The sequence below is a fragment of the Haloarcula pelagica genome (assembly GCF_030127105.1).
Lineage (GTDB): Archaea > Halobacteriota > Halobacteria > Halobacteriales > Haloarculaceae > Haloarcula > Haloarcula pelagica.
Genome location: NZ_CP126161.1, coordinates 2,246,476 through 2,270,114 on the forward strand (window position 1 = coordinate 2,246,476; position 23,639 = coordinate 2,270,114).

The window sequence follows — 23,639 nt, forward strand, 5'->3', positions numbered from 1 at the left end:
CACAAAGTGGGGCCACCGCTAACGGCCGGGTATGCAAAGTCTCCCCACGCAGCTCGTCCAGAGCATCATCGACATGCCCGGAAAGTTCATCGACATCGCGCTGGCCGACCCCATCTCGGCTATCCTGATCCTCATCGGCGCGACGCTCGTCGGGCTCTCCTCGGCGGTGTTTGGCTACCTCTCGCTCGGTGCCTTCCTCTCGCTGTTCAGCGGCGCTGGCGGTCGACAACCGCCCCAAGCAGGTCGATAGCCGCCTCGATATCCGGCCCAAGCGGCGACGCGAACACCACGCTGTCGGCGGACTCGCGCAGTTTCTCGGTCCGCTCGGCGACGGTTTCGGGCGTCCCGGCGACACAGAACGCCTCCAGCATCGGCTCGGTCACCAGGTCGAACGCCCGCTCGAACTCGCCGGCCGAGATGGCGTCGCCGATCTCGTCTGCGGTCTCGTGGTCGATGCCGTGGCGGTCCAGCACGGGCGGGGGCGAGCCGCTGGCGACGAACGCGACCGGGGGGCGCGCTGCCTCGCGGGCGGCGTCGGCGTCCTCGGCGATCGAGACGCTGGCGTAGGCGGCCAGGTCGAACTCCCCCTCGGCGACGCGGTCGTCGGCCATCTCCTCGACCTGCTCGCGGGCCCAGGCCAGGTCCTTCGGGTGTGACCCGTTGTACAGCGCGCCGTCGGCGTGTTTCGCCGCCATCCGTGTCATGTGTGGCCCCTGTGCGCCGACGTAGACCGGGATCTCGCCGGCGTCGTAGTTGAGGCCGGCGTCGACGGCCTCGAAGGTGCCGTCGTGGTCGACGCGCTCGCCGTCCCACAGCCGTTGGGCGACCTTGAACGTCTCCAGGACCCGCCGGAGCGCGTCGTCGTGGTCGAACCCGAGGTTCCTGATCGTCGATTTGTCGCCGGGGCCGACGCCGAACAGTGCCCGCCCGTCGCTCATCTCGGAGAGGGTCGCCACCCGCGAGGCCAGCGTCACGGGGTGGGTCTCGTAGGGGTTGGCGATGCCGGGTCCCAGCAGCACCTCGTCGGTGCGAGCGGCCATCTGTGCCAGCGTCATGAACTGATCGCGGTTGTTGTAGTGGTGGCTGGCGAAGACGGCGTCGAAGCCCTCCTGTTCGGCCTGCGTGGCGAAGTCTGCGAGCTGTGCGACCGGGTGTTCCGGGGTGAGTTCGATGGCGTACATTACAGTGACCACTCCCTGAGCGCCTCGCGGACGATGTCGCTGTCTTCCTCGCGGTAGAGGCTGTCGCTGCCGGCGTGGTCGCCGAAGTCGAAGCCCCGGACGACCGCGACCGGCGTCCCGCCGGCCCCCTCGCCGGTGACGAGGTTGCCCGCGGCGGCGAGTTCGTCGACGACCGCCTGGACGGTGGCGCTCAACTCCCGTCCCTCGCGGTCGTGTTCGCCCCGCCAGTCCCGGGCGGCCGGGATGCCCGCCCAGCCCAGCGCGACGCCGCGCTGGCCCAGCCGGAACGGCCGCCCCGAGGTGTCCGTGACGATCACCGCCACGTCGGCACCTGTCTGCTCGCGGATGTCGGCCCGCAACCGCTCGGCGCTTCCGGTCGGGTCCTCGGGCAACAACAGCAGGTCCGCGCCGGGGACGTTCGAGCGGTCGATGCCCGCGTTGACCGTGATGTGACCGAAGCGGGTGACCGCGAGGACGAACGGCGCCTCGGTGAGGACCTCCTCGCTCTCGTCGATGACCGCCTGCGCGAACCGGGGGTCCTTGCGCTCGCCGGCGACCGCTTCGATGGCCTCGGCGATCCGCCGGGCCTGCTCGCCGGCCGTGTACTCGTCGAGGTCCGCCTGCCGGCCCGCCGCCTTCGAGACGACGGTGCTTGCGACACAGAGCACGTCGCCGTCACGCAGGTCCGCTCGCTCGGCGACGAGTCCGGCCACGTCGTCGCCGGGCCGCACTTCGGGCAGTCCCTCGACCGCGAAGACCTCCATACTCCCGCTGGGGTCGCTGTCGGAAAAAGGACGCCGGTAGGTGCAAGGGCGCCCGACGACGGCAACCGCTGCCGGTACCGGGGCAGGTGTCCCCGCCAGTCCCACAGGGCCGGTATGGACTCCCGGCTCGCGGCGTTCGTGGTGTTGCACGCGATGGGCTCGACCGCCGGACTGCTGCTGGCCTTCCACACCGTCAGGACCGTCACCGGCGGTGTGGCGACCACCGCCGTCCGACGGGACTACGGGATCGGTGGGCTGTTCGTCGTCGTCGGCCTCGGACTGCGATTCCTGCTCGTCCCGACGGCGACGGCACCCGCGGCGATCACCCGACTCCCGGGCACCGTCCTCCGCCCGGTCGGGACCGTCCTGGCTGCCGTCGGCGGTGTCGTCTGCCTGTGGGCGCTGGCCCGGCTCGCGCGGAACCGAAAGAGCCGATAGCGTCCCCGTCGAGGCCTCCGTCGTGTCGACCGAACTCGCAGCCGTCGCACGGACCGCCGCCGAGGAGGCCGGGGCCTATCTCCGCGAGCGGTTCGCCGACGGGACGACCGACGCCGAGTACGGGACTACCGACGTGAAAGCCCACGCCGACCACGAGGCCGAACGCCGCGTCGTCGACCACCTCCGGGCCGAGTTCCCGACCCACGCCGTCACCGCCGAGGAGTCCGGCCACCACGACGGCGACGGGGACTACCGCTGGGTGGTCGACGCGCTCGACGGCACGAACAACTTCGCCGCGGGCATCCCGACCTTCGGCGTCGCCGTCGCGGCCGTCGACGCTGCGACCGACGACCCCGTCGCCGCGGCGGTCGTCCTGCCGGCGCTCGCCGACACCTACGTCGCCGCCCGGGGGAGGGTGACCTACAACGGGACCGCCGTCTCGGTCACCGACGGCGAGACGCCGCCGCTGGCGACCGGGACCGTGGCGTTCGTCATCGGTGACCCGGTCGTCTACGACGGACCGGGCCGGAAGAACGCCGACGAGATCCGCTGGGAACTGGGCCAGACCGCAAAACGGTGTATCCAGACGTGGGCGCCGGTCGTCCACTGGGCGCTGCTGTCTCGGGGCGCGCTGGACGGATTCGTCTGTCTCCACCCCGACGAACGCGAACAGCTGCCCGGCGAACTACTGGCGACGGAGGCCGGCTGTGTTCGCCGCGCCGAGGGACCGCTCTCGGCCTTCGCCCCGACCGGCGACGCCGCCGGCGAACTGCTGGAGACGGCTCTCAGTGTTCGTGAACCGTTAGACTGAGTTCGCCGTCGCTCACGTCGGCAGTCAGCATCGTCGCCCGGTCGGCCGGCGACGCGCCCGTCGCGCTACCCGGGTTCAGGAGCCGAACGCCGCCGTGGACCGTGTCGAGCAGTTCGTGGGTGTGGCCCGCGATCCCGACGGCGTCGGCCCCGACCTCGCGCCGGACGATCTCGGCGACGCGGTCCTCGTAGCCCCGGCGTGACCCCGTCCCGTGGGTGACGACGAAGGTCACGCCGCCGAGTTCGACGGTCGCCACCGCCGGGAGTCCGATCCGCGGATCGGTGTTCCCCGCGACGGCGGTCAGCCGGGCCGCCATCGCCCGGACGTTCGACAGCGCCCCCTCGCTGTCGAAATCGCCGGCGTGGACGACGTGATCGGCTGCCTCGATGCGTTCCCGGAACGGCGCGGGAATCTCGCTGGCCCGGGACGGGATGTGCGTGTCGCTGACGATGGCGACGTTCATACCGTGACGTAGGTGGCCGCCCGAGAAATGGCTACTGCCCGCGCTCGGCGGTTTCGGCCGGCGCGAGACCCCGCAATTCGGTCAGTTGTGCGACGAGGTCGTCGATCCCCTCGTTGATGACCGCGAGTCGTTCGTCGATGTCGTCGGCGGGGATCGCGCCCTGTGGCGTCGGTTCTACCAGTTCGTCGTCTTCGAGCATCCGCAGCGAGTAGCGTACCTTGTGCTCGGGGATGTCGGTCTCCTCCGCGAGCCGGACGATCCCGATCGGCCCCTCCTCGATGACGACTTCGAGGATGGCCAGGTCACGGCTCTCCTTGTCGACCTGATCTGTCAGTCGGTCCAGTCCCATTGAGAATCTTGTTCCCACGTATTCGGCGACGATACATAAACGCCACAGTTCCTGTATACAAGTTCACGAAATCCGACACGAGCGCCGCTGGACGCCGCCGACGGCCGGTCACTCGTCGTTGACCGGTGTCCGCCGCAGTTCGTCCAACTGGTCCCGGAGCTTCGACAGTTCCGTCTCCAGTTCCTCGCGCCTGTCGATGAGCGCGCTCAACTCCTCGGTGTTGACGGAGTAGTCGTTCTCCAGGGCCACGTCTAAGGCGTCGGTCGTCGCCGCCGCCAGGTCCGTCGAGACGCCCAGGAGTTCACTCGGGGTTCCGCTGGACTCGTACAGCTCCACGTCGCCCGAGCGGGGCCGGTAGGTCACCATCGGCGACTCGACGGCGTGGTGGTAGGTCACCGTGTAGCTCGTGTCCGTCACGGGGTTGTGTCGGTCCTCCGCGATCTCCGTGCGAACGATGTTGAACGGCTCGGCCAGCGAGGGGAACGTCTCGGCGATGTCCCGGAGTCGGTCGGCAGCGGTCACGTCCAGTTGGGCCTCCACGTCGCCGAAGAACTGCCGGGAGTTCGTCAGGCTGAACGCGACCGTGTAGAACACCGACTCGTTGTTCTGTGCGAGGTCCCGCACCCGCTCGCGGACCTCCTCGTGGCGCCCCTCGACGGCGAGTCGTTCGAGTTCCCGCAACAGCGCCCTGGCTCCCTCCTCGCGTTCGAGGAACGGCTCGACGATCGCCCCTGGCATCTCCTCGCCGTCCACGTCGTCCATGCCCACAGTTGGAACGGGCCGCCTAAACAGTCTGTCGGCGCGGCGGGAGGAAGACACCGGGACGGTGTCGCGTGAGATACGTCCGCCTCCCGGGACCGACGACAGTGAACGGAGGACCGTACGCGTCGGCCGCTTCCCCGGCCTGTCTCACACCGAGACTACAGAGGTATCCGATAGCGTCTCCGGGACCACAACGCGGAGTTCCGTCGTCCCGCCGGATTGGGTGTTCAGTCGAAACGTCGCCGTCTCTCCCTCTTCGAAGCCCCACGCGTTGCCGTTGTTCTTCTGTCCGGCGCGGGCGTCGTCGACATCGACCACGATGGTCGCTCGGTCTTCGGGGTCGTTGAGAACGTAGCTGTCACTGATGGAGTCGTCGTCGTCCTGGACCTTGTCCACGGCAAAATGGGTGTTGTTCGGTGCGTCGGTGAGCCCGCCCCGCTCGCCGTGGAGGAAGTCGTACGACCCGGAGGTGTGTACCATCTGGATCGTGGTCTCTCCGAGGTCGATGTTCCCCGCACCCGGAACTTTCCGGACCGTGATCTCGATTTCGGAGACCGACGGCCTGACGTTGTAACTGATCTTGGTCCCGACGGTGCTGACGACGTTCAGCCGGTTGGTCACTTGGTCGCTGCTCTGCTGTCCGGTCTCCTCGGCGCTGCTCTGGAGAAATCCGGCGGTGTTGACGAGCACGCCCGCAGCGATTGCGGCCACGAGCACCATCGCGATGAACACGATCAGCGTGCCGATACCCACCTGTCCCCGGTCTCTCCCCTTGTGTGTCGATTGGCGGCTCCTGCTCATCGGATCTCTCTTGTCACATACTCGGAAGATGCCGTACAAAACGGCACCCCTCTGATTTTCAACATCTGTAACGGTCGCGGGTTCCGCTCTCGTCTGTGCGGCGGTTCTCCGAACTCGCTGGCGCTCGAAGACGAGACTTCTCGCTGGGGAATCGAGTTCGAGAGACGGACGCCCGGAGCGGGAGTGAGCGAACGCCGAGCGTTCGCGAACGTCGAGAGACACACCACGTCTCTCGAAATTTGAACCGGAGGAAGACTCGCTACGCTCGTCTTCCAGGGTTCAAATCCCTTGCAGTCGCACAGCGAAATAGAGCGGTCACGACGCGATGAAACGCGTCGCTTGGGGAGCTAATTTCGAAGAAGCGCCCGGAGCGGGATTTGAACCCGCGTCACGACCGTGACAGGGTCGTATGATGGGCCACTACACCATCCGGGCACGCTGCCTTGCTGCACTTCTTCGTATCCCGGTGGGAGTATTAAGACTTTCCAAAGAGCGGCGCCCTGTGATGGTGACGCGTGACGGGACCCAAACTTCTATATCTGCGCTGGCCGAACCGATGCGTGAGCGCTTCTCACGGTCCGTGTGTGGACCGGGGTCCGATAGCCGCTGCCGGCCGAGTTGGCAAGCGTTATATGCGTCCCGACGATACGTGCCTGTAGTATCTCGTGACAGCCACCTTCTCCAGTAGCAGGCCCCACGCACACGCACACACATGGTAGATGTAAGTCAACACGACCTCGTCCCCGACCACAGCGTCGTCGACGAGGACGACCTCGAAGCAGTGCTCGACGAGTACGATATCAAGAAGACCGACCTCCCGAAGATCAAACGCGCCGACCCGGGACTCCCGGACGACGCCGAGGTCGGTGATGTCATCCGTATCGTCCGCGACTCGCGAACCACCGACGAAGCAGTCGTATACCGACTGGTGGTGGAATAATGGACACACAGGACCGTCGCAAAATCTCACGCGAATACTTCGGCAAGGAACGGCTCGCAGAACACCACTTCCGCTCGTTCAACGCCTTTCTCGACCGCGGCATGCAACAGGTCGTCGACGAGAAAGAGACCATCGAGACCGACATCGGTGACAAGGAAGGGCAGGAACCGGTGTGGGTCGAACTCGGCGACGTTCGCGTCGTCACCCCCCGCGTCCGCGAGGCCGACGGGAGCGAGGAACTGCTCTACCCACAGGAGGCCCGGCTGCGAAACATCACCTACTCCGCGCCGGTGTTCATGGAGATGGCCATCGTCCGCGGCGGCGAGGAGGAACCAGAGGAAGTCGTCGACCGGACCGAGACCAAGATCGGTCGGATGCCGATCATGGTCGGCTCGAACAAGTGTAACATCGTCGGCTTCTCCGACGAGGAACTGATCGACATCGGCGAGGACCCCGCCGACCCCGGTGGCTACTTCTGTGTCAACGGCTCCGAGCGGGTGCTGATGACCAGCGAGGACCTCGCCCCGAACAAGATCCTCGCGGAATACGACACCAAGTACGGCGACGAGGTCCAGGTCGCGAAGACCTTCTCCCAGCGCCGTGGCTACCGGGCCCTGGTGCTGTGTGAACGGACCCGCGACGGACTGCTGGAGGTCTCGTTCCCGTCTGTCTCGGGCAGCATCGACTTCGTGACGCTCGTGCGCGCGCTCGGCCTGGAATCCGACGAGGAGATCGTCCACCGCGTCTCGGAAGACCCCGAGATCGTGAAGTTCATGCTCGAAAACCTGGAGGAAGCGGAAGTCCAGACCACCGAGGGTGCCATCGAGACGCTGGGCCAGCGCGTCGCCTCCGGCCAGGGCAAGAACTACCAGCTCAAACGGGCCAACTACGTCATCGACCGGTACCTCCTGCCACACCTCCACGAGGAGGGCGTCGACGAGGAGGAGGTCCGGATCAACAAGGCCTACTACCTCTGCCGGATGGCCGAGGCGTGTTTCGAACTCGCGCTCGGTCGTCGGGAATCCGACGACAAGGACCACTACGCCAACAAGCGCCTGAAGGTCAGCGGCGACCTGATGACCGACCTGTTCCGGACCGCGCTGAACAAGCTCGCCCGGGACGTGAAATACCAGCTCGAACGCGCCAACATGCGTAACCGCCAGCTCTCTGTCTCGACGGTCGTTCGTTCGGACGTGCTGACCGAACGGCTCGAACACCCGATCGCGACGGGCAACTGGGTCGGGGGCCGCTCGGGCGTGAGCCAGCTCGTCGACCGGACCGACTTCATGGGTGTGCTCTCACACCTCCGGCGCCTGCGCTCGCCACTCAGCCGCTCGCAACCCCACTTCGAGGCGCGTGACCTGCACGCGACCCAGTGGGGTCGTATCTGTCCCTCGGAGACGCCCGAGGGACCCAACTGTGGCCTGGTGAAGAACTTCGCGCAGGCGATGGAGCTCTCACAGGATGTCGAGGAGCCACAGGAACTGAAACAGGAACTCGCCGAGATGGGGGTCCAGGGCATCCCCGGCATCGAATCGATCGAACAGACGCCCGCGGACGATTAACATGAGTCAGGGACGCGAAGCCAAAGTATACGTCAACGGTAGCTTGGTCGGGACACACCCCGACCCCGAACAGCTCGCACAACAGGTCCGACAGGCCCGCCGACGGGGAGATGTCTCCCAGATGGTCAACGTCTCGGTCAAGGACCGCACGGACGAGGTCATCATCAACGCCGACGCCGGCCGCGCCCGGCGCCCGCTGTTGATCGTCGAGAACGGTGACCCGCTCATCTCCGAGGAGGAGGTCGAGCAGGTCAAATCCGGGGAGCTGGGCTTCGACGAACTCGTCGATCGCGGTCTCGTCGAGTTCATCGACGCCGAGGAGGAAGAGGACATCCTGGTCGGGGTCGACGAGGACGAACTCACCGAGAACCACACACACCTCGAAGTCGACCCGCAGCTGATGTTCGGGATCGGTGCGGGGATGATTCCCTACCCCGAGCACAACGCCAGCCCGCGGATCACGATGGGCTCGGGGATGATCAAACAGTCCCTGGGCCTCCCGAGCGCGAACTACCGGATCCGGCCGGACACGCGCCAGCACCTGCTGCACTACCCGCAGCTCTCGATGGTCAAGACCCAGACCACCGAGCAGATCGGCTACGACGACCGCCCGGCGGCACAGAACTTCGTCGTCGCCGTCATGAGCTACGAGGGGTTCAACATCGAAGACGCACTCGTGATGAACCAGGGGTCGGTCGACCGGGGCCTCTCCCGGTCGCACTTCTTCCGGACCTACGAGGGCGAGGAACGCCGGTACCCCGGTGGTCAGGAGGACCGATTCGAGATCCCCGACGACGAGGTTCGGGGCGCTCGCGGCGAGGAGGCCTACACCCACCTGGACGACGACGGGCTGGTCAACCCCGAGACACAGGTCGGCGAGAACGCCGTCCTGCTGGGCAAGACCTCCCCGCCGCGGTTCCTCGAAGAACCGGACGACATGGGCGGGCTCTCCCCGCAGAAGCGCCGCGAGACGAGCGTCACGATGCGCTCGGGCGAATCCGGCGTCGTCGACACCGTCACCCTGATGGAGGGTGAGGACGGCTCGAAACTCTCGAAGGTCTCGGTGCGTGACGAGCGCATCCCGGAACTGGGCGACAAGTTCGCCTCCCGGCACGGCCAGAAGGGTGTCGTCGGCCACATCGCACCCCAGGAGGACATGCCCTTCACCGAGGAGGGCGTGGTGCCGGACCTCATTATCAACCCGCACGCGCTGCCCTCGCGGATGACCGTCGGCCACATCTTAGAGATGATCGGCGGCAAGGTCGGCGCGCTCGAAGGCCGCCGTGTCGACGGCACCGCCTTCACCGGGGAAGACGAGGAGGAACTCCGTGGCTCTCTGGAGGACCACGGCTTCGACTCCAGCGGCAAGGAGACCATGTACTCCGGTGTCACCGGCGAGAAGATCGAGGCCGAGATCTTCGTCGGGGACATCTTCTACCAGAAGCTGTACCACATGGTCTCGAACAAGCTCCACGCCCGCTCGCGCGGGCCGGTGCAGGTCCTGACCCGCCAGCCCACCGAGGGGCGCGCCCGCGAGGGTGGCCTCCGTGTCGGGGAGATGGAACGGGACGTGCTCATCGGGCACGGCGCGGCGATGGCGCTCAAGGAGCGCCTGCTCGACGAGTCCGACCGCGAGTGGATCAACGTCTGTGGGCAGTGTGGGATGACCGCCGTCGAGAACGTCGAGCAACGGCGGGTGTACTGCCCCAACTGCGAGGAGGAGACCGACATCCACGAGGTCGAGATGTCCTACGCGTTCAAGCTCCTCCTCGACGAGATGAAGGCGCTCGGTATCGCTCCGCGAATCGAACTGGAGGACGCAGTCTAAGATGAGTTCCCAACAGACACCCAAAGAGATCGGGCAGATCAGCTTCGGGCTGATGGACCCCGAGGAGTACCGGGACATGTCGGCCACGAAAGTGATCACGGCCGACACCTACGACGACGACGGTTTCCCCATCGACATGGGGCTGATGGACCCCCGGCTCGGGGTCATCGACCCCGGCCTGGAGTGTAAGACCTGCGGGAAACACAGCGGGTCCTGTAACGGCCACTTCGGCCACATCGAACTGGCCGCGCCGGTGATCCACGTCGGGTTCGCGAAGCTCATCCGCCGGCTCCTGCGCGGGACCTGCCGGGAGTGTTCGCGGCTCTGTCTCGACGAGAGCGAACGCGAGGAGTTCGGCGACCAGCTCCAGCGCACACGCGACCTGGGTCGGGACCTAAACGACGTGACCAAGGCGGCGATCCGCCAGGCACGAAAGAAAGACCGCTGTCCGTTCTGCGGCGAGAAGCAGTACGACATCAAACACGAGAAGCCAACGACCTACTACGAGGTCCAGCAGGTGCTGGCCGCGGAGTACCCCGAGCGGATCGCCGAGGCGATGGAGGAGGCAGACGACCCCATCTCGCCGGGCGAACTGGCCGAGGAGACCGGCATCGACAGCGGCCGCGTCCAGCAGATCCTCAGCGGCGAGTTCCGTCCCCGGCAGGAGGACCGCCGGGCCTTAGAGAAGGCGCTGAACGTCGACCTGACCGAGGAGGACATGAACAAGCTGATGCCAAGCGACATCCGGGACTGGTTCGAGGACATCCCGGACGAGGACATCGAGGTCCTGGGGATGAACCCCGCCCGCTCCCGACCGGAGTGGATGATCCTCACCGTGCTGCCGGTGCCGCCGGTCACCGCTCGTCCCTCCATCACGCTGGACAACGGCCAGCGTAGCGAGGACGACCTCACGCACAAACTGGTCGACATCATCCGCATCAACCAGCGGTTCATGGAGAACCGCGAGGCCGGCGCGCCACAGCTGATCATTGAGGACCTCTGGGAACTGCTACAGTACCACGTCACCACGTTCATGGACAACGAGATCAGCGGGACGCCGCCGGCGCGACACCGCTCCGGGCGCCCCCTCAAGACGCTCTCCCAGCGACTGAAGGGCAAGGAGGGGCGCTTCCGTGGCTCGCTGTCCGGGAAGCGCGTGAACTTCTCCGCCCGGACCGTGATCTCGCCGGACCCGACGCTGTCGCTCAACGAGGTCGGCGTCCCCGAACGGGTCGCTCGTGAGATGACCCAGACGATGAACGTCAACGAGCGCAACCTCGCGGACGCCCGCCGCTACGTCTCGAACGGCCCGGAGGGCCACCCCGGCGCCAACTACGTCCGGCGCGAGGACGGCCGCCGGCTGAAGGTCACCGAGAAGAACTGCGAGGAACTCGCCGAGAAGGTCGAACCCGGCTGGGAAGTGTCCCGGCACCTGACCGACGGCGACATCATCATCTTCAACCGCCAGCCGTCGCTGCACCGGATGTCGATCATGGCCCACGAGGTGGTCGTGATGCCGTACAAGACGTTCCGGCTGAACACCACCGTCTGTCCGCCGTACAACGCCGACTTCGACGGCGACGAGATGAACATGCACGCCCTCCAGAACGAGGAGGCCCGCGCCGAAGCGCGCGTCCTCATGCGCGTGCAGGAACAGATGCTCTCGCCCCGGTTCGGCGAGAACATCATCGGCGCCATCCAGGACCACATCAGCGGGACCTACCTGCTGACCCACACCAACCCGCAGTTCAACGAGACGCAGGCGCTCGACCTGCTGCGGGCGACCCGGATCGACGAACTGCCGGAACCGGACGGCGTCGACGACGCCGGCGAGGCGTACTGGACCGGTCGGTCGCTGTTCTCGGAACTGCTGCCCGACGACCTCGAACTCGAGTTTACCTCCTCGGCGGGCGACACCGTCACGATCGAGGAGGGGCAGATGACCTCCGGGACGATCGACGAGGACGCCGTCGGCGCTTTCGGCGGCGAGGTCGTCGACACCATCGCCAAGGACTACTCCAAGACCCGCGCCCGCATCCTCGTCAACGAGGTCTCGGCGCTGGCGATGCGCTCGATCATGCACTTCGGGTTCTCGATCGGGATCGACGACGAGTCTATCCCCGGCGAGGCCGAAGAGCAGATCAACGACGCCATCGACAACGCCTACGACCGCGTCGAGGAACTCATCGAGACCTACGAGCGGGGCGACCTCGAATCGCTGCCCGGTCGGACCGTCGACGAGACCCTCGAGATGAAGATCATGCAGACGCTGGGCAAGGCGCGTGACTCCGCCGGCGACATCGCCGAGGACCACTTCGGCGACGACAACCCGGCGGTCGTGATGGCCGAGTCCGGCGCCCGTGGGTCGATGCTGAACCTGACCCAGATGGCCGGCTGTGTCGGCCAGCAGGCAGTCCGTGGCGAGCGGATCAACCGCGGTTACGAGAACCGCACCCTCTCGCACTTCGAGGAGGGCGACCTCTCGGCGGACGCCCACGGCTTCGTCGAGGCCTCCTACCGGTCGGGGCTCTCCCCGAAGGAGTTCTTCTTCCACGCGATGGGTGGCCGCGAGGGCCTGGTCGACACGGCCGTTCGTACGTCCAAGTCCGGCTACCTCCAGCGCCGGCTGATCAACGCCCTCTCCGAACTCGAAACGCAGTACGACGGCACGGTCCGGGACACCTCGGACACGATCGTCCAGTTCGAGTTCGGCGAGGACGGCACCTCGCCGGTCACCGTCTCCTCCAGTCAGGACGAGGCGGCGGTCGATGTCGAGGAGATCGCCGACGGCGTCCTCAACGAGGAGTTCGAAACCGAAGAGGAGAAACAGAGCTTCCTGGGACAGCGCACCGAACGCACCAACCTCTCGGAACACGCCGACGACTGGTGGATGGCCGAGGGGGACGACTAACATGGTATCCGAAGACATCGAGGCCGTCGTCGAGGACACGGACCTCCCGCGACGCCTGAAAGACGAGGTGTACAGCACCATCGAAGAGCGCGGTGTCGGCGTCGAGGACGCCGACCGGATCGCCAAGGCCGTCGAGTCGAAGTACCAGACCACTCGCGTCGACCCGCTGGACCCGGTCGGGACCGTCTCGGCGCAGTCGATCGGCGAACCCGGAACGCAGATGACGATGAACACGTTCCACTACGCCGGCGTCGCCGAGATCGACGTGACACAGGGGCTCCCGCGGCTCATCGAGCTGGTCGACGCCCGCAAGACCCCGGACACGCCGATGATGACGGTCCACCTCGACGACGAGTACGCGAGCGACCGGGGGCGGGCTCACGAGGTCGTCTGGAAGATCGAGGCCACGCGCATCCTGGCGCTGGGTGACATCTCGACGAACGTCGCCGACATGCTCGTCGAGATCGACCTCAACGACGAGACGCTGCTGGAGCGGTGGCCGACCGTCGACGATGTCGACGCCATCGCCGAGGAGATCGCCGGCACCATCGAGTCCAACCTGGGGGTCCAGGCCCGGCAGGTCGGGACCGTCATCGAGTTCGGGCCGGAGGAACCCAGCTACCGGGACCTCCTCCAGCTCGTCGAGGAACTGCGCGACATCGTCTTCAAGGGCATCGAGGACATCTCCCGCGTCGTCATCCGCAAGGAAGACACCGACAACGGCGAGGAGTTCGTCCTCTACACCGAGGGATCGGACTTCGGTGAAGTCCTGGGAATCGAGGGGGTCGACGCCTCGCGGACGACGTGTAACAACATCCACGAGATCTACCGCGAACTCGGCGTCGAGGCCGCCCGCGAGACGCTGATCAACGAGACGATGAACACGCTCGAAGAGCAGGGGCTCGACGACGTGAACGTCCGTCACCTGATGCTGGTCGCCGACATCATGACCAACGAGGGGACCATCGAGTCGATCGGTCGCCACGGGATCAGCGGGTCGAAAGACTCCGTGCTCGCTCGGGCGGCCTTCGAGGTGACGGTCAACCACCTGCTCGACGCCGCGATCCACGGCGAGATCGACGAACTCGACGGTGTCACCGAGAACGTCATCGTCGGCAAGCCGATCAAGCTCGGGACCGGCGATGTCGACCTCCGGATGGGTGCGAGTCAGGACTGATGCGCGTCGAGCTCTCGGACGACGCGCGACAGCTGGTCGCCCTCTTCGAGGACGAGGCAGCCGTCACCGTCCGGGACTGCGTGATCGACGAGACCCACGATCAGGTCGTCTATCTGGTCAAACGCGGCGAGATGGCCGACGCTATCGGACCGGGTGGTGAGACCGTCGCGAACGTCGAGGAACGGCTCGGCCGGCCCGTGAAACTGGTCGAGGACGCCGACACCCCCGAGGACTTCGTCGCCAACGCGCTGGCGCCGGCCGCGGTGTACAACGTCACTGTCTCGGAGAACGGTGACACGATCGCCTACGTCGAGGTCGCACAGGAGGACCGCGGCGCCGCCATCGGGCGCGACGGGCGCAACATCGACGCCGCTCGACGGCTCGCGAAACGCCACTACGACATCGACGGTATCGAACTGACCTGACCGCGCCCGCGTTTTCCACGTTCGACCGACCGTCCACGAGCCACCGCGTCAGTCGTCGTCGGCAGCGGCTTCGTCGGTACCGGGATCGTACACGTCGGTTCCGCTGGTGCGCTGGTCGGTCTCGACATCGAACTGTCCCAGCAGCGACCGGAGGTTGGTCGCCTGGCCGGCCAGCGAGTCGATGCTGCTGTTTACTTCGTTGATCGTCGCGGTCTGCTCTTCGGCGGAGGCGGCGACGTTCTCGGCCTGACTGGCGGTCTCCTCGCTGATCGACCCGATCTCGTCGACCATCGAGACGGTCTGTTCGGTGGCCGTGGCCTGCTCGTCGGTGGCGTCGTTGATCGACTGCATCCCCTCGTTGACCGCCTCGACGCGGTCGACGATGGCCTCCAGGGACTCGATGGCGCCGTCGACGGTCTCGATCCCCTCCGAGACGCTGTCGCCCATCGAACGGATATCGGTCACCGCGTCGCCGGTCGAGGACTGGACCTCCGAGATGACCGCCGAGATCTCCTCGGTCGCCTCGCCGGTCTCCTCGGCGAGTTGTTTGATCTCGTCGGCGACGACGGCGAAGCCGTTGCCGGCCTCGCCCGCGCGGGCCGCCTCGATCGAGGCGTTGAGCGCGAGCATGTTGGTCTGCTCGGCGATGTCGTCGATGAGGTCGACGATCTCGCCGATGCGGGCCATCTCCTCGTCCAGTGACTCGACGCGGTCGATGGTCGTCTCGGCCCGGCGCTCGATGTCGTTCATCACGTCGACGGCGTCGGTCGCCCGGGTGCGGCCGGTTTCGCCGATCTCGGCGGCCTCACGGGAGGTCGTGGCGACCTCGTCGGCCTGTGCGGCGACCTCCTCGATGGTCGCAGAGAGGTTCGACATCTCGTCGGAGGCCTGCTGGATGTGTTCGTGTTGCTGATCGGCGCCGGCGGCGATCTCCTGGACGGACTGACTGACCCCCTCGCTCGCGTTCTGGACCTCCGTCGCGCTGGCGCTGATCTGTTCGGCCGAGTCCTCCACGTCGGCGGCAAACTCCCGGATGTGGACGACCGTCTGGCCCAACTGGGCGATCATCTCGTTGAACGCCGTCGCGATCTCGCGCATCGCGTCGTTGTCGGTGTCGGCGTCGAGCCGCTGGGAGAGGTCGCCGTCCGCGGCGGCCTGCATCACGGTCGAGAACTCCTCGGCCTGGCGTTCCAGGGACTCCGCGAGTTCCTCGGCCTCCTGTTGGGCCTGCTCGGCGTCTGTCTTTGCCTGTTCGATCTCCTCGATGAACCCTTCGAGATCGACCCGCATCGCCGCCAGCGACTCGCCGAGACGGCCGGGCACGTCCCGGTCGAGGACGGGGTCGTCGAACTCCTGCTGGGCGAGCGCGTCTGCCTGGTCGGCGACCGTCTGGAGATAGCTGGCGATGTCGCCGAAGGCGTCCTCGACCTGGCCGATCTCGTCCATCCGTTCGGTGTCGGCGGTGTCGTCGTCGATCCGGCCCGCGGCGAGCGCGTCGGCTCTGTCGGTGACAGCCGCGAGCGACCGCCGGATGTCCCGGCCGACGAACGCGCCGAAGGCGACGAACCCGACGAGCGCGAGCCCCAGCAGGGTGAAGAGATACTGTTCGACCTGGTCCCGGACCGCGAAGGCGTTCTCGACCGGGACTCGCTTGACGACGAGCCAGTTCGTCTCGTCGCTCTCGGTGTAGGCGAACAGTTCACCGCTCCCCTGGACCGTGCCGTTCGTGGTGTTACGGCTGGCCCGGACCACCTCGCTCTCGGTCCCGTCGGCGTACCGGGTCAGGATCTTCGACTCGTTCTCGGCGATCTGGACCTCGCCGTTGGCCGCGAGCACCTGGGTCTTCCCGCCCTCGATGGAGCTCCGGAACTGCGAGCCGCGCGTGCTGACATCGTAGGTGAACACGACCGCCCGCGTCCGGTCGGGGACCTTGCTGGCGAAGGCGATGTGGTAGTCGCCGTCCCACAGGAACACCTTCGAGCGGGCGACATCGTTCCGGCTGTCGAAGACGAGTGTCCCGCGGTCCCAGGCGATCGCCATCTCCGAGAGCGTCGTCCCGACCATCGACTCGTTCGAACTCCGGTCGATCTCCCCGGTCGCGAGGTTCACCAGGTGGATCTCGTCGACGGTCCGGTTGCGCCGCTCCCGTTCGTTCTTGATCGTCGCCTCGATCCGCGTGTCCGTGGCGCCGCTGATGTAGTAGTGGTTCGAGAGGAGCCTGGTCGCCTCGCGCTGTTCGCTGACCCACTGGTCCAGTGCCGCCGCCTCTTGCTCCGTTGTCGTCAACAGCTCGCCGGTCCGCTGTGTGGTCAGTTCCGTCGCGATGGCGCCCTCCGCGACCAGCCCCGCGCTGAGGACGACGACGGCGATGAGACCGACTGCGAGCGCGAACTTCCGTAAGTAGCTTTTCCGGACTGCTGCCGGGAGTAGTGACGTTGCTTTCATTCCTGTCCCGAGTCGTTTCCCGATGGTTCCGTGAGACCGGTAGTAAATCCACCCCCCCGGTTATCAGGAGTGAATACGACTGGCTGTCACGGGGCGGATGTAGTGGATTCGTACGCTAGCCTACGACACACGCGCCCTGGCGCGGCTGCGAAAGAGGAGTCTTAAGTACCTCCGTTGGATACGGATTCGTACTATGACGAACGGCAAATACGCCGCCCGCAAACTCAAAAAGGACCGCCAGAAGCACCGGTGGTCCGACTCGGATTACGCGCGACGAGAGCGCGGGCTCGGCAAGAAGTCCGACCCGCTCGAGGGTGCCCCTCAGGGTCGTGGCATCGTCCTCGAAAAGGTCGGCATCGAAGCGAAACAGCCCAACTCTGCGATCCGGAAGTGCGTGCGGGTCCAGCTGATCAAGAACGGCAAGCAGGTCACCGCCTTCTGCCCCGGTGACGGCGCTATCTCCTTCATCGACGAGCACGACGAGGTCACGATCGCCGGGATCGGTGGCGCGAAGGGTCGTGCCATGGGCGACCTCTCCGGTGTCAACTACAAGGTCGAGAAGGTCAACGGTGTCTCGCTGATCGAACTCGTCCGCGGTAACGCGGAGAAACCCGTCCGATAACCATGAGCGAAGAAGATTCCCCCGAGCCGGACGCACCCGGCACCGACGAGGAGGAGACCGCCCGCGCGAAGCTGTTCGACGAGTGGGAGATCACCAACATCGAGTACTCCGACCCGTCGACCGAGCGCTACATCACCGTTACGCCCATCGCCCACACGATGGGGCGCCACGCCGACAAGCAGTTCAAGAAAAGCGAGATCAGCGTCGTCGAGCGGCTGATCAACCGGCTGATGCAGACCGACGAGAACACGGGCAAGAAACAGCTCGCCACCTCGATCGTCCAGGACGCCTTCGAGATCGTCCACGAGCGCACCGAGGAGAACCCGGTGCAGGTGCTCGTCAGCGCGGTCGAGAACAGCGCCCCGCGTGAGGAGACTGTCCGCCTGAAGTACGGTGGCATCTCCGTCCCGAAGGCCGTCGATGTCGCACCCCAGCGCCGCGTCGACCAGGCGCTGAAGTTCCTCTCGGAGGGTGTCTACGGCAGCACGTACAAGACGACGACCAGTGCTTCTGAGGCCCTGGCCCAGCAGCTGATCGGCGCCGCCGACAACGACGTGCAGGCCTACGCCGTCAACCAGAAAGAGGAAAAAGAGCGCGTCGCCGCCGCCGCACGGTAACGCAGTCTCCCGATTTTGCCCGCAGCGGGCCGTTCTTTCTCCCTCGACTGTCTGGTAAACCGTCGGCTATATCTTGGTTGACGAGCGACAGTCTCCCATGTCACAGGAACACGACTCCGTCGAACTCGTGGGTGACGAGACGGTCAGACACATCTCGCTCGCCGCGGTGCTCGCGGCGCTGACGGCCGCGTTCGCGTACGTCTCGATCCCGATTCCCGGCCTCCCGGCGCCGGTTTCCTTCCAGGTGTTTGGCGTCTACTTCGCCGGCCTCCTGCTGGGGCCACGCTGGGGCGGGTTCTCGATCGCGCTGTACCTGCTCGTGGGGATCGCCGGCGCGCCGGTGTTCTCGAACGGGGGCGCGGGCCTGGGGTACGTCCTCGGACCGACGGGGGGCTACCTGATCGGCTTCCTCGTGGCGGCGGTCCTCATCGGTGCGATCGTCCACCGCACCCTCGGTGGGATCGCCGACCGTGGCTCGGGACTGCGGCCGCTCTCGGAGGTGTCGGTCGCCGTCCAGGCCGGGGCGCTCGTGGCCGGGCTGGTCGTCATCTACGCCGTCGGTGTCCCGTGGCTCGCTACCATGGCCGGACTCCCGCTGGTCGAGGCCGCGACGGTCGGTGCCGCGGTGTTTCTCCCCGGTGACGCCATCAAGATCGCCGCGACGCTGGCGCTGGTCCGGGCTGGCGCTCTCGCCCGACAACAGGCCGTATGATCACCGTCAGCGACCTCACACACCGGTTCGGGGAGGCCGTCGCGCTCGATAGCGTCTCGCTTTCGATCGCGGACGGGGAGTTTCTCCTACTGGTCGGCCCGAACGGCAGCGGGAAGACGACGCTCGTCCGGCACTGCAACGCCCTGCTCGAACCCGATTCGGGCACCGTCACCGTCGACGGCGTCGACGTGACCGAAGACCCGGTCGCGGCGCGCACGAGCGTCGGGATGGTGTTCCAACACCCCCGCGATCAGCTGGTGGCCGCGACCGTCGGTGCCGACGTGGCCTTCGGCCCGGAGAACCTGGGTCTCCCCCGTCCGGAGATCGACCGCCACGTCGAGGCGGCGCTGGCGGCCGTCGACATGGGCGGGATGGAGGACGCGCGCATCGACGAACTCTCCGGGGGACAGCAGGCTCGGGTCGCTATCGCCGGGGCGCTGGCGATGGAGCCGACGCATCTCGTCCTCGACGAACCGTTCGCCGGCCTGGACCTGCGTGCGCGCCGATCGGTGCTTGCTCGGCTCGACGAACTGGCCGCCGACGGGACCAGCGTCGTCGTCGTCACACACGATCTGCGGGACCTCCGCGAGCGGGCGGATCGGATCGTCGCGCTCGCCGACGGGCGGGTGGTCGCCGACGGCGACCCCGCCGCGGTCGTCCCGGACCTGGAGCCACTCGGTGTCGACGCCGGATGTTGACCTACGAGCCGGGCGCGACGTTCGCTCACCGACTCGACGCACGAGCGAAACTCGCCTTCCAGATCGGGTTCGCCGTCGCCGTCTTCTCCCGGCCGACGCCGGTACGGCTCGCCGGGCTCGCCATCCTCGCTGGGGTCGGGCTGGCGGCGGGACGGCTCTCGCCGGTGACGGTCCTCCGGAACTACTGGTTCGTCGTCGCCGTGCTGGCGCTCGGCCCGCTCTCGGCGACGGTCGTCCTCGGACCGCCCTGGCTGGCGCCCGACCGCGCGCTGGCGCCGACACTCGCGGTCGGCCGAGTCCTCCTGGTGCTGTTCGTCAGCGCCGTCTACGTCCGGACGACGCCGGTCCGGGCGACCCGGGCGGCCATCCAGCGCCACGTCCCGGGCCGGTTCGGACAGGCCCTGGGCGTCGGCGTCGCGATCACGTTCCGGTTTCTCCCGGTGCTCCGGCGGGACCTCCTGTCGGTCCGGGACGCGATCAGGGCCCGGGGCGGCCAGCGCCGGTCCGTCGTCGACCGCGCACAGCGGATCGCTCTCGTCGGTCTGGGGCGGGCGCTGGGGCGGGCCGACCGGCTCTCGGTCGCCCTCCGGGCCCGTTGTTTCGCCTGGAACCCGACCCCGCCGGCGATGGCCTTCGAGCGGCGGGACTACCCGGTAGTCGCCGTCGGCTTCCTGCTGGCGCTCTCGCCGCTGGTGTCGGTGTAGGTCAGTCGGCCGCCTGCGGGCCGCTGCCGGCGTAGGCGCGGGTCACGTCGACCAGTGCCTTCCGGAACTCCGAGGCGTCGGGATCCGGCGACAGCGAGGCGAAGTGGCGCTTGAACTCCGCGAGGCTGATGCCCTCGGCGTCGGCGGCGGCCGCGTGCGCGAGGTCGTACAGCCGGTGGTCGTCGTCGACGAGGTCGTGGCGCTCGACGAGTGCGAGCGCGAACGCCGCGTTGACCGCGGTGATCTCGGGGTCGGCGGCCGGCGTCAGCCTGGCGGTCGGTTCGTCCGGTCCCCGTCCACGCGGTGCGATCGGCGTCACGTGGTCCCAGGCCGGCGGGTCCGACGGCCGGTCCGCGACCGCGGCGGCCAGGCTCGCCTCCAGGAAGGGCACGAGTTTGTCGCCCGGCGCCATCGCCATCCAGACATCGTCGGCGTACACGTCGCGCATGTGGTTCGCGATCTGGTAGCAGTGTGTGAGCTTCCGGCGCTCGACCGACCGGCCGGCAAGCGCCAGGTAGATCGCCTCCTCGGTCGACTGGGTGTGGGAGGGGTGGCCCCGCTCGTGGTGGTGCATGTGTGCGAACTCGTGGAGCGCGAGTTCCCGGGCCATCGCGCTGGTCGCGGCCTGTCGGGAGATCGTCAGCAGGTGGCGGTCCTCGCTGTGGCTCACGCGGGTCCGCTCGTCGGGGTCCTCGCGGACCCGGACCGTCACCGGCCGATCGAGGTCGTACTCCGTCGAGAAGAGGTCGCTTGCGCCCAGAAACGGTTCGGCCGGCCCGCCCTGTACGTGTAGTTCCATGTGTGTCGTTCACAGGTGTCGAGATACCATTAATCCACGGCCGTTCCGCCGTCGTCCGCCGGGAAGAAACCCGAGCGGGCGGTCCGCCCGTACTCTCTCCCGCTCTGTCGATGGCTGCCGTGCGAGCCGTCAGCAGACAGAATGTGTGGTAGTAGCACGCGCAGCGGCCGGAATCGCCCGTCCGGTCGTGGCGAAACACTATCCTTTTGACCCTCCTGTTGATACCCTTCTGTATAATGGGCCGACGTAAGAAAATCGTTCAGGAATGTGAGACACTGATGGACGATCCGGAGTACATCCGGAACATCGCCATCGCCGCTCACGTCGACCACGGGAAGACGACGCTGACGGACAACCTGCTGGCCGGTGCGGGGATGATCTCCGACGACACCGCGGGCGAACAGCTCGCGATGGACACCGAAGAAGACGAGCAGGAACGTGGGATCACCATCGACGCCGCGAACGTCTCGATGACTCACGAGTACGAGGACCAGAACCACCTCATCAACCTCATCGACACGCCGGGCCACGTCGACTTCGGCGGAGACGTGACCCGTGCGATGCGCGCCGTCGACGGCGCGCTCGTGGTCGTCGACGCCGTCGAGGGCGCCATGCCCCAGACCGAGACGGTGCTCCGGCAGGCGCTCCGCGAGGGTGTCAAGCCGACGCTGTTCATCAACAAGGTCGACCGCCTCATCTCGGAGCTTCAGGAAGGCCCCGAGGAGATGCAGGAGCGCCTGCTCGCGGTCATCCGCGATGTCAACGAACTCATCCGCGGCATGACCGAGGAGATGGACGACATCGAGGACTGGACCGTCTCCGTCGAGGAGGGGACCGTCGGCTTCGGGTCGGCGCTGTACAAGTGGGGCGTCTCGATGCCCTCGATGCAGCGCACCGGCATGGACTTCGGCGAGATCATGGAGCTCGAACGCAGCGACAAGCGCCAGGAGCTCCACGAGCGCACGCCGCTGTCGGATGTCGTGCTCGACATGGTCTGTGAGCACTTCCCGAACCCGATCGACGCCCAGCCCCGTCGTATCCCGCGCATCTGGCGTGGCGACGCCGAGTCGGAGCTCGCAGAGGGGATGCGCCTGGTCGACGAGGACGGCGAAGTCGTCCTGATGGTCACCGACATCGGTGTCGACCCCCACGCCGGCGAGATCGCCGCCGGACGTGTCTTCTCCGGCACGCTGGAGAAGGGCCAAGAGCTGTACGTCTCCGGGACCGCCGGCAAGAACCGCATCCAGAGCGTCGGGATCTACATGGGCGGCGAGCGCGAGGAGGTCGAACACGTCCCCGCAGGGAACATCGCCGCCGTCACCGGCCTCAAGGACGCCATCGCCGGCTCGACCGTCTCCTCGGTCGAGATGACTCCCTTCGAGTCCATCGAACACATCTCGGAGCCGGTCATCACCAAGAGCGTGGAGGCACAGAACATGGACGACCTGCCGAAGCTCATCGAGACGCTCCAGCAGGTCGCGAAAGAGGACCCGACCATCCAGGTCGAGATCAACGAGGACACCGGCGAACACCTCATCTCCGGCCAGGGTGAGCTCCACCTGGAGGTCATCGGCCAGCGGATCGAGCGCAACCAGGGCATCCCGATCAACACCGGGGAGCCGATCGTCGTCTACCGCGAGGCCCCCCAGTCCAGTTCCCGCGAGGTCGAGGGACGCTCGCCGAACAACCACAACCGGTTCTACATCACCATCGAACCGCTCGGCGAGGACATCGTCGAGACGATCAAGCTCGGCGAAGCGTCGATGGACATGCCCGAACTGGAGCGCCGTGAAGCCCTCCAGGAGGCCGGCATGGACAAGGACACGTCCCAGAACGTCGAGCACATCCACGGGACCAACGTCCTCATCGACGACACGAAGGGGATCCAGCACCTCAACGAGACGATGGAACTGGTCATCGAGGGGCTCGAAGAGGCCCTCGACGACGGCCCTCTCGCCGCGGAACCGGTCCAGGGCTCGCTCATCCGTCTCCACGACGCGCGCCTCCACGAGGACGCCATCCACCGCGGTCCGGCACAGGTCATCCCGGCAGTCCGCGAGGCCGTTCACAACGCCCTGATCGACGCCGACATCAAGCTGCTGGAGCCGATCCAGCAGGTCCGTATCGACGTGCCCAACGACCACATGGGCGCCGCGAGCGGCGAGATCCAGGGCCGTCGTGGCCGCGTCGACGACATGTACCAGGAAGGCGACCTCATGGTCGTCGAGGGTGTCGCCCCGGTCGACGAGATGATCGGCTTCTCCAGTGACATCCGCAGTGCGACGGAGGGTCGTGCCTCCTGGAACACCGAGAACGCCGGTTTCCAGGTCATGGCCGACAACCTCCAGCCCGAGAAGATCACCGAGATCCGCGAGCGCAAGGGGATGAAGACGGAACTGCCCCAGGCCATCGACTACTTCTAGACCACCGTTTTCTGCCTCTGGTGGCCTCACTGCGTTCGGCCACCACTCCGTGAAAAACGTGGGCGAGAAAGGGCGGGACCTCGCTACGCTCGGTCCCGTGAAACCGCGCTCACGATGTTCGCGCGGTCTGCTTGTACCGCACTCTGACGACCCAGATGGAAAACCCGAACTCGTGCCGACGGTGTGAGTCTGGGACGATACACT

General features: G+C 66.8%; 23 protein-coding genes and 1 tRNA gene. 15 read left to right on the forward strand and 9 right to left on the reverse strand.

What is annotated here, in order from left to right; genetic code table 11:
• Positions 1-31 precede the first annotated feature (31 nt).
• Positions 32-250: a DUF8024 family protein gene (locus tag P1L40_RS11770; RefSeq protein WP_284007205.1), complete on the forward strand. Its 219-nt coding sequence runs from the start codon at positions 32-34 to the stop codon at positions 248-250.
• Here the strand turns inward: P1L40_RS11770 and P1L40_RS11775 are convergent.
• Both P1L40_RS11775 and P1L40_RS11780 read right to left on the reverse strand, forming a co-directional pair.
• Positions 207-1,181, reverse strand: coding sequence for a 5,10-methylenetetrahydromethanopterin reductase (locus tag P1L40_RS11775; protein ID WP_284007206.1), 975 nt, complete (start codon positions 1,179-1,181; stop codon positions 207-209). The genes P1L40_RS11770 and P1L40_RS11775 overlap by 44 nt on opposite strands.
• Positions 1,181-1,945: a coenzyme F420-0:L-glutamate ligase gene (locus P1L40_RS11780; protein WP_284007208.1), complete on the reverse strand. Its 765-nt coding sequence runs from the start codon at positions 1,943-1,945 to the stop codon at positions 1,181-1,183. The genes P1L40_RS11775 and P1L40_RS11780 overlap by 1 nt, the downstream gene beginning before the upstream one ends.
• Before the next feature lie 114 nt (positions 1,946-2,059).
• Between P1L40_RS11780 and P1L40_RS11785 the strand changes: the two genes are divergently transcribed.
• Together P1L40_RS11785 and P1L40_RS11790 are read left to right on the forward strand one after the other, a co-directional pair.
• The gene (locus P1L40_RS11785; RefSeq protein WP_284007210.1) at positions 2,060-2,383 is read left to right on the forward strand and encodes a hypothetical protein; all 324 of its coding nucleotides are present in this window, start codon (positions 2,060-2,062) and stop codon (positions 2,381-2,383) included.
• 22 nt (positions 2,384-2,405) lie between these two features.
• A complete protein-coding gene (locus P1L40_RS11790; RefSeq protein ID WP_284007211.1) occupies positions 2,406-3,194 on the forward strand; it encodes an inositol monophosphatase family protein in 789 nt (262 codons plus the stop codon).
• Here P1L40_RS11790 and P1L40_RS11795 read toward each other — a convergent pair.
• The 5 genes from P1L40_RS11795 to P1L40_RS11815 form a co-directional block, all read right to left on the reverse strand.
• Positions 3,169-3,657 (reverse strand): metallophosphoesterase family protein, encoded by a 489-nt coding sequence (locus P1L40_RS11795; RefSeq protein ID WP_284007212.1) that lies wholly within the window; start codon positions 3,655-3,657, stop codon positions 3,169-3,171. The genes P1L40_RS11790 and P1L40_RS11795 overlap by 26 nt on opposite strands.
• Positions 3,658-3,688: 31 nt before the next feature.
• Entirely contained in the window at positions 3,689-4,006 is a 318-nt protein-coding gene (locus tag P1L40_RS11800) for a winged helix-turn-helix transcriptional regulator (RefSeq protein WP_284007214.1), read from the reverse strand.
• A 108-nt stretch (positions 4,007-4,114) separates the two neighbouring features.
• Positions 4,115-4,768, reverse strand: coding sequence for a hypothetical protein (locus P1L40_RS11805; protein ID WP_284007216.1), 654 nt, complete (start codon positions 4,766-4,768; stop codon positions 4,115-4,117).
• Positions 4,769-4,915: 147 nt separating this feature from the next.
• On the reverse strand, positions 4,916-5,569 hold the full coding sequence (locus P1L40_RS11810) for an archaellin/type IV pilin N-terminal domain-containing protein (RefSeq protein ID WP_284007217.1): 654 nt from the start codon (positions 5,567-5,569) through the stop codon (positions 4,916-4,918).
• Between the two features lie 362 nt (positions 5,570-5,931).
• Positions 5,932-6,004, reverse strand: a tRNA-Asp gene (locus P1L40_RS11815).
• 277 nt (positions 6,005-6,281) lie between these two features.
• Here P1L40_RS11815 and P1L40_RS11820 point away from each other — a divergent pair.
• From P1L40_RS11820 to P1L40_RS11845, 6 genes are read left to right on the forward strand one after another with little or no spacing between them, the layout of a single operon-like run.
• Positions 6,282-6,509: a DNA-directed RNA polymerase subunit H gene (locus tag P1L40_RS11820; RefSeq protein WP_276223166.1), complete on the forward strand. Its 228-nt coding sequence runs from the start codon at positions 6,282-6,284 to the stop codon at positions 6,507-6,509.
• Positions 6,509-8,074, forward strand: coding sequence for a DNA-directed RNA polymerase subunit B'' (locus P1L40_RS11825; protein ID WP_284007219.1), 1,566 nt, complete (start codon positions 6,509-6,511; stop codon positions 8,072-8,074). The genes P1L40_RS11820 and P1L40_RS11825 overlap by 1 nt, the downstream gene beginning before the upstream one ends.
• Before the next feature lies 1 nt (position 8,075).
• A complete protein-coding gene (gene rpoB, locus P1L40_RS11830) occupies positions 8,076-9,902 on the forward strand; it encodes a DNA-directed RNA polymerase subunit B (RefSeq protein WP_284007220.1) in 1,827 nt (608 codons plus the stop codon).
• A gap of 1 nt (position 9,903) precedes the next feature.
• Entirely contained in the window at positions 9,904-12,813 is a 2,910-nt protein-coding gene (locus P1L40_RS11835) for a DNA-directed RNA polymerase subunit A' (RefSeq protein ID WP_284007223.1), read from the forward strand.
• A gap of 1 nt (position 12,814) precedes the next feature.
• Positions 12,815-13,990, forward strand: a complete 1,176-nt coding sequence (gene rpoA2, locus P1L40_RS11840) for a DNA-directed RNA polymerase subunit A'' (protein WP_284007225.1) — start codon at positions 12,815-12,817, stop codon at positions 13,988-13,990.
• A complete protein-coding gene (locus P1L40_RS11845) occupies positions 13,990-14,415 on the forward strand; it encodes a NusA-like transcription termination signal-binding factor (protein WP_284007226.1) in 426 nt (141 codons plus the stop codon). The genes rpoA2 and P1L40_RS11845 overlap by 1 nt, the downstream gene beginning before the upstream one ends.
• Before the next feature lie 48 nt (positions 14,416-14,463).
• Here the strand turns inward: P1L40_RS11845 and P1L40_RS11850 are convergent, their stop codons facing one another.
• Positions 14,464-16,860, reverse strand: coding sequence for a methyl-accepting chemotaxis protein (locus tag P1L40_RS11850; protein WP_284007228.1), 2,397 nt, complete (start codon positions 16,858-16,860; stop codon positions 14,464-14,466).
• A 193-nt stretch (positions 16,861-17,053) separates the two neighbouring features.
• Here P1L40_RS11850 and P1L40_RS11855 point away from each other — a divergent pair, with 193 nt between their 5' ends.
• From P1L40_RS11855 to P1L40_RS11875, 5 genes are all read left to right on the forward strand, one after another.
• Positions 17,054-17,482, forward strand: a complete 429-nt coding sequence (locus tag P1L40_RS11855) for a 30S ribosomal protein S12 (RefSeq protein WP_276223153.1) — start codon at positions 17,054-17,056, stop codon at positions 17,480-17,482.
• Positions 17,483-17,484: 2 nt separating this feature from the next.
• Positions 17,485-18,099 (forward strand): 30S ribosomal protein S7, encoded by a 615-nt coding sequence (locus tag P1L40_RS11860; protein ID WP_284007230.1) that lies wholly within the window; start codon positions 17,485-17,487, stop codon positions 18,097-18,099.
• Between the two features lie 97 nt (positions 18,100-18,196).
• The gene (locus P1L40_RS11865) at positions 18,197-18,811 is read left to right on the forward strand and encodes a biotin transporter BioY (RefSeq protein ID WP_284007233.1); all 615 of its coding nucleotides are present in this window, start codon (positions 18,197-18,199) and stop codon (positions 18,809-18,811) included.
• On the forward strand, positions 18,808-19,509 hold the full coding sequence (locus tag P1L40_RS11870) for an energy-coupling factor ABC transporter ATP-binding protein (RefSeq protein WP_284007235.1): 702 nt from the start codon (positions 18,808-18,810) through the stop codon (positions 19,507-19,509). Before P1L40_RS11865 ends, P1L40_RS11870 begins: the two co-directional genes overlap by 4 nt.
• On the forward strand, positions 19,503-20,213 hold the full coding sequence (locus P1L40_RS11875; RefSeq protein ID WP_284007237.1) for an energy-coupling factor transporter transmembrane component T family protein: 711 nt from the start codon (positions 19,503-19,505) through the stop codon (positions 20,211-20,213). Before P1L40_RS11870 ends, P1L40_RS11875 begins: the two co-directional genes overlap by 7 nt.
• 1 nt (position 20,214) lies before the next feature.
• Here P1L40_RS11875 and P1L40_RS11880 read toward each other — a convergent pair whose 3' ends face one another.
• Positions 20,215-21,012 (reverse strand): DUF5781 family protein, encoded by a 798-nt coding sequence (locus tag P1L40_RS11880; protein ID WP_284007240.1) that lies wholly within the window; start codon positions 21,010-21,012, stop codon positions 20,215-20,217.
• 236 nt (positions 21,013-21,248) lie between these two features.
• On the opposite strand from P1L40_RS11880, the gene P1L40_RS11885 reads away from it, so the two are divergent.
• Complete coding sequence (locus P1L40_RS11885) at positions 21,249-23,435, forward strand: elongation factor EF-2 (RefSeq protein WP_284007242.1); 2,187 nt, start codon at positions 21,249-21,251, stop codon at positions 23,433-23,435.
• The last annotated feature ends 204 nt before the right edge of the window (positions 23,436-23,639 follow it).

Coding starts and splice junctions, on each gene's coding strand:
- rpoB (WP_284007220.1), top strand. CDS start 8,076: ATGAGTCAGGGACGCGAAGCCAAAGTATACGTCAACGGTAGCTTGGTC.
- P1L40_RS11810 (WP_284007217.1), bottom strand. CDS start 5,569: ATGAGCAGGAGCCGCCAATCGACACACAAGGGGAGAGACCGGGGACAG.
- P1L40_RS11775 (WP_284007206.1), bottom strand. CDS start 1,181: ATGTACGCCATCGAACTCACCCCGGAACACCCGGTCGCACAGCTCGCA.
- P1L40_RS11795 (WP_284007212.1), bottom strand. CDS start 3,657: ATGAACGTCGCCATCGTCAGCGACACGCACATCCCGTCCCGGGCCAGC.
- P1L40_RS11820 (WP_276223166.1), top strand. CDS start 6,282: ATGGTAGATGTAAGTCAACACGACCTCGTCCCCGACCACAGCGTCGTC.
- P1L40_RS11780 (WP_284007208.1), bottom strand. CDS start 1,945: ATGGAGGTCTTCGCGGTCGAGGGACTGCCCGAAGTGCGGCCCGGCGAC.
- P1L40_RS11835 (WP_284007223.1), top strand. CDS start 9,904: ATGAGTTCCCAACAGACACCCAAAGAGATCGGGCAGATCAGCTTCGGG.
- P1L40_RS11875 (WP_284007237.1), top strand. CDS start 19,503: ATGTTGACCTACGAGCCGGGCGCGACGTTCGCTCACCGACTCGACGCA.
- P1L40_RS11880 (WP_284007240.1), bottom strand. CDS start 21,012: ATGGAACTACACGTACAGGGCGGGCCGGCCGAACCGTTTCTGGGCGCA.
- P1L40_RS11785 (WP_284007210.1), top strand. CDS start 2,060: ATGGACTCCCGGCTCGCGGCGTTCGTGGTGTTGCACGCGATGGGCTCG.
- P1L40_RS11860 (WP_284007230.1), top strand. CDS start 17,485: ATGAGCGAAGAAGATTCCCCCGAGCCGGACGCACCCGGCACCGACGAG.
- P1L40_RS11800 (WP_284007214.1), bottom strand. CDS start 4,006: ATGGGACTGGACCGACTGACAGATCAGGTCGACAAGGAGAGCCGTGAC.
- P1L40_RS11855 (WP_276223153.1), top strand. CDS start 17,054: ATGACGAACGGCAAATACGCCGCCCGCAAACTCAAAAAGGACCGCCAG.
- P1L40_RS11825 (WP_284007219.1), top strand. CDS start 6,509: ATGGACACACAGGACCGTCGCAAAATCTCACGCGAATACTTCGGCAAG.
- P1L40_RS11805 (WP_284007216.1), bottom strand. CDS start 4,768: ATGGACGACGTGGACGGCGAGGAGATGCCAGGGGCGATCGTCGAGCCG.
- P1L40_RS11850 (WP_284007228.1), bottom strand. CDS start 16,860: ATGAAAGCAACGTCACTACTCCCGGCAGCAGTCCGGAAAAGCTACTTA.
- P1L40_RS11885 (WP_284007242.1), top strand. CDS start 21,249: ATGGGCCGACGTAAGAAAATCGTTCAGGAATGTGAGACACTGATGGAC.
- P1L40_RS11870 (WP_284007235.1), top strand. CDS start 18,808: ATGATCACCGTCAGCGACCTCACACACCGGTTCGGGGAGGCCGTCGCG.
- P1L40_RS11845 (WP_284007226.1), top strand. CDS start 13,990: ATGCGCGTCGAGCTCTCGGACGACGCGCGACAGCTGGTCGCCCTCTTC.
- P1L40_RS11770 (WP_284007205.1), top strand. CDS start 32: ATGCAAAGTCTCCCCACGCAGCTCGTCCAGAGCATCATCGACATGCCC.
- rpoA2 (WP_284007225.1), top strand. CDS start 12,815: ATGGTATCCGAAGACATCGAGGCCGTCGTCGAGGACACGGACCTCCCG.
- P1L40_RS11865 (WP_284007233.1), top strand. CDS start 18,197: ATGTCACAGGAACACGACTCCGTCGAACTCGTGGGTGACGAGACGGTC.